Consider the following 5,814-nt stretch of genomic DNA (forward strand, 5'->3'; position numbering starts at 1 on the left):
AAAATCGCAAAAAGATTTTAATAGTTTGGGATAATCTATCTGCTCATAAAAGCAAAGCAATGAATGAATTTTTAAAAGCAAATGAGAAAAGGCTTCGAGTAGAATTTTTGCCTCCTTATGCTCCGGAGTTAAATCCTCAAGAATATATCTGGTGTCGTTGGAAGAAAAACTATATGGCTAATTTTTGTCCGGAGAATCTTAGCCAATTGATTCAAAGAACTAAATCTACTTTAGGTATATTGAAATCAAATACAATCAGTTTTGATAGTTATTGGAAACAAGCTGGCATTTAGGTACTCATTTTTATAGGGATCAGTAGAATCTTCTCGGAAATTTCTAAAAGAGATTGAAGTCGTTTATTAGGATTTTCTACTTTTCGCTCTATGTCGCGTTTTACTCGAGCTAAATACGTTTTTAAACGTTTCGTTTCTTTCTTGGCCCGTTTACTTTGTTTTGCATGTGAATAACGTCCTTGTTTAATGAGTGCTAATTTACTCTTTCGTTTATAACTTTGTCTTAGTTTGATGCCTTCTTTTACGGCTTATTCAACTAACGTGTGTCTGGCTTTATTGATACAGCTTCGTCATCCGTTCGGTAAAAGTAGGATCGCTTTCTTCCTTGAACCGTCGCATCTACTCGTATAACTTCGTATAATGTATGCTATACGAAGTTATTACGCGCAAAAAGTATTTAATAGTTTGGGATAATCTATCTGCTCATAAAAGCAAAGCAATGAATGAATTTTTAAAAGCAAATGAGAAAAGGCTTCGAGTAGAATTTTTGCCTCCTTATGCTCCGGAGTTAAATCCGCAAGAATATATCTGGTGTCGTTGGAAAGAAAAACTATATGGCTAATTTTTGTCCGGAGAATCTTAGCCAATTGATTCAAAGAACTAAATCTACTTTAGGTATATTGAAATCAAATACAATCAGTTTCGATAGTTATTGGAGACAAGCTGGTATTTAGGTACTCATTTTTATATGGATCAGTAATATTTTGTTTTGATGCGAAAGAAAATATAGAATTATTAAATCTGGCGACTTCGATTAATGACTTAATTTTTGAAGAGTCCACGCAAAGACCGGAGTTGATCGGCAATATGATACCAAGTCAAATTAATAAATTTCAAATTATTAAGAGACAAAGGGAGCTGCATCGAGAAGAAATAGAATTATTATTGAAACTTAAATTTGAAAATTCGAATATTCCTTCGATAGTAAATTGTGTTAATATTCTAACTGATAACCCGCATGAATTAGAATTCAATTTGCCTAATATACCTACGGAAGAACTTTCAAGGATTAAAGATTGGCCAATCTGGAATCTTTATCTAAGAAATAAAAATATAAAATAGCGGTCTTATTTTTTTAAAAAATTTGAATTAAGATAGAAGCCAAAAAACCAAAGCATAGCCGCTAGAAGAAATAGTATAAAAAGGGTAGCCATAACACGCAATTTAGGATGCGCCTGAAATTCTTTATCCATTAAATATTCGAACCAGGAAATTAAATTATTTATCTTTTGAACATGGATTAATGCCTTTTCAAAGCCATAGAGCTCTATTTGACGTTCTAACCATGTTGAATATACTTAGTAAATATAATATAGATGAAATAATAAAATGCGCTCAATCACCCCTTTTAAGAGTAACCGCACACTTGGATTTTGATAATAAAGATTTAGCAATCAAATCGGGTTTTCACTGGAATAAAGAAAAAAAATATGGGCCAAAGTAACACGTGAAGAAATGTTAAAAAAAGAAAATTTAGATTTTAAAATAGAAAAAGAAATTATTTATCAAAATACTTAAAATAAAACTTAGATTCAGCTAAATGGAAAAGTTTTTTAAAAAACTACAGTAACAGTATTTACTTCACAGTTTCTTCTAAAAGAAATCCGAAATTTACGACTCCATTTTTGACGAATTGTGGATTAGTTCTGAAGATATTTACTTTTTTATTTTAAAAAAGTAGATTAGTGCCTTATTCTTATATTATTTTTCGTTGTAGTAATTTTGTCCTTTTTCATTTTTGTATTCAGCTCAATGAATACTGAGATAAATGAAACTGTCGAAAAATCCCTTTGGGATCAAATGAAATCCTCTTTAAACGAACGAGTGGGAAGCCCATTTTATTTTTCTTTTGCGATTTCCTTGTTAATGTGGAATTGGGATATTTTTTATATTCTACTCTTTGAAAGTTATAGCTATGAAAAGCTTAGCTTCCAACTTTTTTAATAGGTAGTTTTGAGACGGGTTTTAAAGTAAGGAAGTTCTTAAAAATAATGGAATTAAAAACTAGTGTTCCAAAAAACTTTTTAGATTTGTTTTATAACGAGATTGAATGCGAGATTCCAGACACTCAATCTAAATTAAATCTTAGAATTCTTAAGATTGAGAATAATCGATTTTGCTATGATGATCTTGTTGAGAAATTAGCTGAATGTGTAGTGCATTTTACACTTTCAAGAACATCTTTAGAAGATTTATCAGTAGAAGGAAAATATTCGAAGCCATATCGTGAAGCTGTTAGGCGTTTTAGAGACTACACAAACAATGATGGTGAAGCTGGTGAACTACTTTTATATTGTTTCTTAGAAGCACATTTAAATGCGCCCAAAATTGTATCAAAGTTAGAATTGAAAACTTCATCAAATGACTATGTAAAGGGCTCAGACGGTGTACATATTTTAAAATTAGATGATAAAGAATATCAATTAATATTCGGAGAGTCTAAACTACATACTGGACTTACATCAAGTTTGTCAGAAGCATTTCAATCTATTCATGATTTTATTTACCGTCCGAAAAATAATATAAATCATGAAATTAGCATAATAAATACACAACTACTTAAAGAAGCTTATGACGAAGATTTGTATAAGCTTATAAAAGAAATTATTATTCCCAAAGCCAATCATCCTAAAGAAATTAAAAAGGACAACGCATTCGCTATTTTCGCAGGATTCAATATCGAATTATCGGATGTTGAGAAAAAAATGGGAAATCGTGAATTCGAGATTCACCTTAGGAATCGGATTCGTTCTGAGGTAGAAGGGAAAAAAGAAAATATTAAAAATAAAATACAACAACATCAACTTTACGGATACACATTTTATACTTATATATTTCCATTTATTGATATAGAAAATACTAGAAAGAAAATAATTCAAAAATTAACAACACCATGATAATTGATAAGTTAACTGAAGATATATTGCAAGATGAATATTTCTGGCAACTATTTAAGAAAGCATCAAAAATGTTGGCTCATAACCTATTTCATGATAATATAAATGATAATTATTTTTCACAAAAAGATCTTTGCGATTTACTTCGATACGCAGACATTCTTTCTAATTCAAATAAACCTCAAGCAAGAAATAAATCTTACCAAATCATTGCGACACTAAATGAGTATTATAGGAATGATCCTAAATATAGAACAGTATCTCACGCCGTATTCGCGAAATTGGGTAATTTCCCTGGTATTAATTATCTCTCCGTCTCTGATAAGAACAAATCGGAATTACCATTTGATCGCGATATTGAAAAGAAAATTAAAGAAAAGAAACAAGAAATACCAAATTCCGATGGGCTAATATTCACTGATGTTCAATTTGATCTTTTTGAAAAATTAAGTAACTCAGATTACTTTAGTTTTTCAGGCCCAACGTCAATGGGTAAATCTTTTATTATCAAATCAATGATTAGAAAGATTATATCATCAGACAAAAAAAGTAATATTATCTTAATGGTTCCCACAAGGGCGCTAATTGCCCAGTTTTCTAATGACTTGAGGAAAGAATTTAATAACACTTTAATAGAATATGGCTATAAAATCATGACTACATCATCTGTATCGGACATCCTAACAGAAGAGAAGTCATCGTATTTATTTATATTAACACCGGAACGATTGCTTAGTTTTTTATCAAATAAGAAAAGTCCAAATATTACATATCTTTTTATAGATGAAGCGCATAAACTTGCTTCGATATTGGATATGCGAAGTATTACCGCATATACTGCAGTTGAGAAGGCAATCAAAGCAAACCGAGAAATTAAACTTTTTTTCTCTGCGCCAAACGTATCTAATCCAGATATTTTTTTGAAACTTTTTAATAAAGAGAAACCTAATACATACCATACTATTGAATCTCCAGTATCACAAAACATCTTCTTTGTGGATCTAATTAAGAGCGAAGTAACTCACTTTACAGGGTATGAAAAATATTTGTTTACGCCAGAAGTCTTAAAATCAATTAAAAAGGGCGATGAATTTATTCGAAAAATTGGGTCCGGTGAGAGTAACATTGTTTATTGTAGTGCAAAGGCTAAGACTATAAGTAAAGCTATGGAACTTTATAATATATTAGAACAAGATGAAGAGGATGACTTTTATAAAAGTAATGAAATAATCTCTAAACAAATTAAAAATTATATTCATGAAGAATATTATTTGGCAAAATTATTAAAAAGAGGAGTTGCTTACCATTTCGGTAATCTTCCTCAGTTAATAAGAAATAAAATCGAATTTCTTTTTAAAGAAGGGAAGATTTCATATTTATTCTGTACTTCAACTTTATTGGAAGGTGTTAATATGCCTTCAAAAAATATCTTTATTCTTAATAATAAAAAAGGAAATACAAATCTTGAAAAAATAGACTTTTGGAATTTAGCTGGTCGCGCAGGAAGATTAAAATTTGAACTTTCAGGCAATATATTTTGTTTAAGAGAAACGGAAAAGGAATGGAAATCAAAGAATTTGTTAGATGATAGTGAAAAAATTCAAATTGAACCGACTATCGAAAGGCATATTAATAAAAATTTAAAGGAAATTGAAAAAATAATTAAAGACCAAGAAGGTCAAATTGATAAAAAAAAACTTAAAGAAATTCTGAAATATATTGCAAATGTAATAAGTATCGATACGTTAGAAATTACTTCAGATTACAAAAGTAATATAATTAAGAAATTAATCGAAGAAAATAAAGATCAAATTATTGAGCTTTCTAAAAATAAATTTAAGAATCTTGAAGTTCCGATTAGTATCTTAAATGTAAATCAATCGATCAAAGTAGCAATCCAAGACAAAGCATATAAAAAATTAAAATCTTTCTCTAATAAAGAAGATATTAAATTACCGGCAAGAGTTGATTACAATCTTGCAGTAGTTTGGTTGAATAGACTTCACGAATTATTTGAATGGGAAACAGAAGAAAAAGAAATATTCAAAAGAACGAACGATGCTAGTAAAAAAAGGAATATGTTATCATATTATGCTCTACTTATGAATAAATGGATAAATGGAGAACCATTAAGTTTAATTATCTCACATTCTTTGAAATATCATAGAGATAATGCTATTCAAATTTACGACGAGAATAGAAAAATTGAGATATTTAATAATACTGCAAAACATATAAATATTGTAATCGGCAATATTATTGACGATATTGAGAATGTTTTACGATTTTCCTTTGAAAAATATTTTAATAACTATTATAGCATATTAGTAGAAATTTTAGGAGAAGATAATGCCGGTCCTAATTGGGCGATATTTCTAGAATATGGATCCCAGAATCCCACTATCATTGATCTTCAAATAGCAGGTCTTTCACGTCACTCCGCAAATTTTTTATTTAAGAATCATACTAACTGTTTAAATATCGAAAAGGGTAAAGTAATTTCTATTAATAAAGAAAAATTAAGGTCTTCAATGAATAATGAAAGTATCGAATATGAAGAAATTAGTTCATTATTCTTTTAATTATACTGGTAATGAATTATCCCTTGAGTAAAGAAACTTAAA

Annotated in this window: 3 protein-coding genes and 2 pseudogenes; 4 read left to right on the top strand and 1 reads right to left on the bottom strand. The window is 29.2% G+C overall.

Annotated elements, in window-relative coordinates:
- A partial coding sequence (locus tag LEP1GSC062_RS19250) for a transposase (RefSeq protein ID WP_039942774.1) occupies positions 1–293 on the top strand: 293 nt, incomplete at its 5' end.
- A 23-nt stretch (positions 294–316) separates the two neighbouring features.
- Here LEP1GSC062_RS19250 and LEP1GSC062_RS25140 read toward each other — a convergent pair.
- Positions 317–541, bottom strand: a pseudogene (locus tag LEP1GSC062_RS25140) (IS5/IS1182 family transposase); the annotation flags it as partial.
- A 137-nt stretch (positions 542–678) separates the two neighbouring features.
- On the opposite strand from LEP1GSC062_RS25140, the pseudogene LEP1GSC062_RS22570 reads away from it, so the two are divergent.
- From LEP1GSC062_RS22570 to LEP1GSC062_RS19275, 3 genes and pseudogenes are all read left to right on the top strand, one after another.
- Positions 679–967: pseudogene (locus LEP1GSC062_RS22570) on the top strand (transposase); the annotation flags it as partial.
- A gap of 1,317 nt (positions 968–2,284) precedes the next feature.
- Positions 2,285–3,190 (top strand): HamA C-terminal domain-containing protein, encoded by a 906-nt coding sequence (locus tag LEP1GSC062_RS19270; protein ID WP_020985218.1) that lies wholly within the window; start codon positions 2,285–2,287, stop codon positions 3,188–3,190.
- Positions 3,187–5,772, top strand: coding sequence for a DEAD/DEAH box helicase (locus LEP1GSC062_RS19275; protein ID WP_020985216.1), 2,586 nt, complete (start codon positions 3,187–3,189; stop codon positions 5,770–5,772). The genes LEP1GSC062_RS19270 and LEP1GSC062_RS19275 overlap by 4 nt, the downstream gene beginning before the upstream one ends.
- Positions 5,773–5,814: the final 42 nt, after the last annotated feature.

The organism is Leptospira alexanderi serovar Manhao 3 str. L 60, from assembly GCF_000243815.2.
GTDB lineage: Bacteria > Spirochaetota > Leptospiria > Leptospirales > Leptospiraceae > Leptospira > Leptospira alexanderi.

Coding starts and splice junctions, on each gene's coding strand:
- LEP1GSC062_RS19275 (WP_020985216.1), top strand. CDS start 3,187: ATGATAATTGATAAGTTAACTGAAGATATATTGCAAGATGAATATTTC.
- LEP1GSC062_RS19270 (WP_020985218.1), top strand. CDS start 2,285: ATGGAATTAAAAACTAGTGTTCCAAAAAACTTTTTAGATTTGTTTTAT.